A 2,872-nucleotide genomic window follows, 5' to 3' on the forward strand; every position below is an offset into this window, starting at 1 on the left:
GCTCGTGGAGACCACAAGCGTGTTGGGGGTGAGAATCGGGTCGCGGTAACGGAACTCGTGCGACAGCTCGACCTCTACGGGGACCCTCGTCCACTTTTCGATCGCGTACTTGGCCTGCATGCCGGTGAAGTTCGCGGTGCCGGCACCCACGATCACGATGCGATCGATCGATCGAAGAGCGTCGTCGCCGATGGAATCAAGCTCGCTCAGATGCACACTGCCGTCGGTAACGCGGCCGAGAAGAGTCTTGGCAACAGCCTCGGGCTCTTCGCTGATCTCCTTGGCCATAAAGCTCGACCATCCGCCCTTTTCGGCGGCTGACGCATCCCACTTGACCTCGAACGACGTGGTTTCAACGAGATTGCCATCAAAATCGGTGACCGTCACGGCGTCGGGAGTGATGATCGCGAGCTGGTCCTGACCGATCTCCATCGCGCGGTGTGTGTGCTCGATAAAGGCGGCGACATCAGAACCGAGAAAGTTCTCGCCATCGCCCAGCCCGATCACGAGCGGAGAGTTGCGGCGAGCACCCACGACAACGCCGGGCTCGTCTTCGTGCATGACGAGAAGAGTGAACGCGCCGTGCAGCCGGTTGACCACGGCCCGAAGCGCCTCGGCAAGGCTGCCGGCGTCGCGATATGCGCGGCCAACGAGCAGCGCGGCAACCTCACTGTCGGTCTCGCTCAGGAACACCGTCTCGGGGTCCTGGTCGATGAGCTCCTGCTTGAGCTCGGCAAAGTTCTCGATAATTCCGTTGTGGATGAGAGCGAGCTTGCCGCCATCTCCCAGATGCGGATGCGCGTTCGTGTCGTTGGGGGCGCCATGCGTCGCCCAGCGGGTGTGGCCGATACCCGTGCGGCCATTGGCGATGGGGTTCGACTCGAGCTCGTCGGCGAGCTTCTGCAGCTTGCCCGCCTTCTTGCGCGTATCCAGGCGACCTTCTGTGTCAATCACCGCGATCCCGGCAGAATCGTAACCACGGTATTCGAGGCGGCGAAGGCCGCCCATGAGTACCTCAACGCTCTTATCGTTACCGACGTAACCCACGATTCCACACATGCGCCCGATTTTACGGCACAGGGGCTGCACAAAAGGCCAGATTGAGCAGCGCTAGGCTTCTGATCGATGTCCGACCCCACTAATGGCTCCCCCGGAAGCACTCCGTTCGTCGAAATCGAGCGGGCTGCCTGGGCAGACCTGGCCCCAGCGACGCAGCTGCCCCTTGCCCCCGATGAGCTCACAGGGCTCAGGGGCCTCGGAGATATGCTCGAAATCGACGAGGTTTCTGATGTCTACCTTCCGCTGAGCAGACTCATCAATCTTTATGCAGTCGGAGCGCAGCAGCTTCATGCCGAGACGAGCGCATTCCTGGGGGAACGCTCCCCCACGACACCCTTTGTCATCGGCGTCGCCGGCTCGGTTGCGGTCGGCAAGTCCACGATCGCTCGACTGCTGCGGGTCTTACTCGCCCGGTGGGAATCAACCCCCCGCGTTGCCCTTCTCACCACCGACGGCTTTCTGCTGCCCAACGCCGAGCTCGAGCGCCGCGGGCTCATGCAGCGCAAGGGTTTTCCGGAATCCTACGATCGTCGGTCGCTGCTTCGCTTCGTCACTCAGGTCAAGAGCGGGGTCGCCGAGGTTCGCGCTCCCGTCTATTCGCACTTGAGCTACGACATCATTCCCGGGGCAGAAGCCGTCGTTCGCCGCCCCGACATCCTCATTGTCGAGGGGCTCAACGTTTTGCAGCCGCCCATGGGCAACAAGCTGGCCGTGAGCGACCTCTTCGACTTCAGCATTTATGTTGATGCCCGCACGGCGGACATCGCCCGCTGGTATGAGGAGCGATTCCTGAAGCTTCAGCGCGGGGCATTCACTAACCCAGAGTCATACTTTCACCGGTACGCAAGCCTCGACGAAGCAGCAGCCAGGGCCACCGCCGCCGACATCTGGCAGCGCATCAACCTGCCGAACCTCACCGAGAATGTGCGCCCGACTCGGTCACGGGCAACGCTCGTGCTGCGCAAAGACCCTCAGCACAGGGTTCAGAAGATTCTGCTGCGCAAGATCTGACCCAGGCGCGCGGCCGCCTACTTAGGCGGCGAGGTGCTTGAGCACTACGTCGGCGAGTTCCTGTGCCGCACGTTCGGCGGTCTCGGTGTCTGCCGCCTCGACCATGACGCGAACCATCGGCTCGGTTCCCGACGGGCGAAGGAGCACGCGCCCCGTCTCACCCAGTTCGGATTCCCATGCGGTGATCGCGACGGCAACCTCCGCACATTCGGCCAGCTTGGTGCGGTCGACGCCGCGCACGTTGATCATGACCTGCGGATACACGGTCATCACCGAGGCAAGCTCGGCAAGCGATTTGCCGGTTCTGGCCATCTCTGCCACGAGGTGAAGGCCCGTGAGGATGCCGTCGCCGGTCGTCGCGAAGTCGCTCATGATGACATGGCCGGACTGTTCGCCGCCGAGGTTGAGGGCCTTCTCGCTGAGCGCCTCCAAGACATAACGGTCGCCCACCGAGGTGAGCACCATCTCGATGCCATGCTCCTGCATTGCCAGACGCAGTCCGAGGTTGCTCATGACCGTCGCGACGAGCGTGTCGTTTTTGAGCAGACCGCGCTCTTTCATCGATAGCGCGAGGATCGCCATGATCTGGTCACCGTCGACGATGTTGCCTTTGTGGTCCACGGCCAAGCAGCGGTCGGCGTCGCCGTCGTGGGCAATGCGCACGTCGGCACCGTGGGCAAGCACGGCCTCGGCGAGGCGATCGAGGTGGGTGGACCCCACCCCATCGTTGATGTTGAACCCGTCGGGATCGGCACCGATCACGGTGACGCGCGCGCCAGCATCCGTGAAGACCTGGGGAGAG

The 2,872-nt window shown here is 62.9% G+C and carries 3 protein-coding genes; 1 reads left to right on the top strand and 2 read right to left on the bottom strand.

Annotated features, from left to right (window positions below; genetic code table 11):
• Positions 1–1,059 (bottom strand): isomerizing glutamine--fructose-6-phosphate transaminase (locus AC062T_RS08135; RefSeq protein ID WP_476028996.1); only part of this gene is annotated, 1,059 nt, incomplete at its 3' end.
• A gap of 66 nt (positions 1,060–1,125) precedes the next feature.
• On the opposite strand from AC062T_RS08135, the gene coaA reads away from it, so the two are divergent.
• Positions 1,126–2,070: a type I pantothenate kinase gene (gene coaA, locus AC062T_RS08140; protein WP_476028998.1), complete on the top strand. Its 945-nt coding sequence runs from the start codon at positions 1,126–1,128 to the stop codon at positions 2,068–2,070.
• A 21-nt stretch (positions 2,071–2,091) separates the two neighbouring features.
• On the opposite strand, the gene AC062T_RS08145 is transcribed toward coaA, so the two are convergent.
• The coding region (locus AC062T_RS08145; RefSeq protein ID WP_476029000.1) for a phosphohexomutase domain-containing protein at positions 2,092–2,872 on the bottom strand (781 nt) is incomplete at its 5' end.

Source organism: Homoserinimonas sp. (assembly GCF_056262345.1).

Excerpts from the sequence above, each read along its gene's own strand:
- coaA (WP_476028998.1), top strand. The coding sequence starts at position 1,126 with ATGTCCGACCCCACTAATGGCTCCCCCGGAAGCACTCCGTTCGTCGAA.